Origin of the sequence: Micromonospora sp. URMC 106, from assembly GCF_051386395.1 — a bacterium.
Lineage (GTDB): Bacteria > Actinomycetota > Actinomycetes > Mycobacteriales > Micromonosporaceae > Micromonospora.
Genome location: NZ_JBPQTP010000298.1, coordinates 1 through 227, shown reverse-complemented (window position 1 = coordinate 227; position 227 = coordinate 1). Strand labels below are relative to the sequence as shown.

Here is a 227-nt window from a genome sequence, read left to right as displayed (position 1 = left end):
CCGCGTCGAACAGCTCCAACCCGAGCCCTGCGCTCATCGGCACCAGACCCGCCCGAGCCGACCGCGCCCGATCCGCCTCCTCAATCGACGCGGCCATGCCGGCGGTGTCCCACATGCCCCACGCCAGGCTCACCCCCGGCAACCCGAGCCGCCGCCGCCACACCGCCAACCCGTCCAGGAACGCGTTACCCGCCGCATACGCCGACTGACCCGGCGAACCCAACACC

Annotated in this window: 1 protein-coding gene; it reads right to left on the bottom strand. The window is 73.1% G+C overall.

The features are described 5' to 3' along the window. Positions 1-226, bottom strand: a 226-nt coding sequence (locus ACSNOB_RS32175; RefSeq protein ID WP_436691234.1) for a KR domain-containing protein, incomplete at its 3' end; no start/stop codon positions are given. Position 227 lies beyond the last annotated feature (1 nt).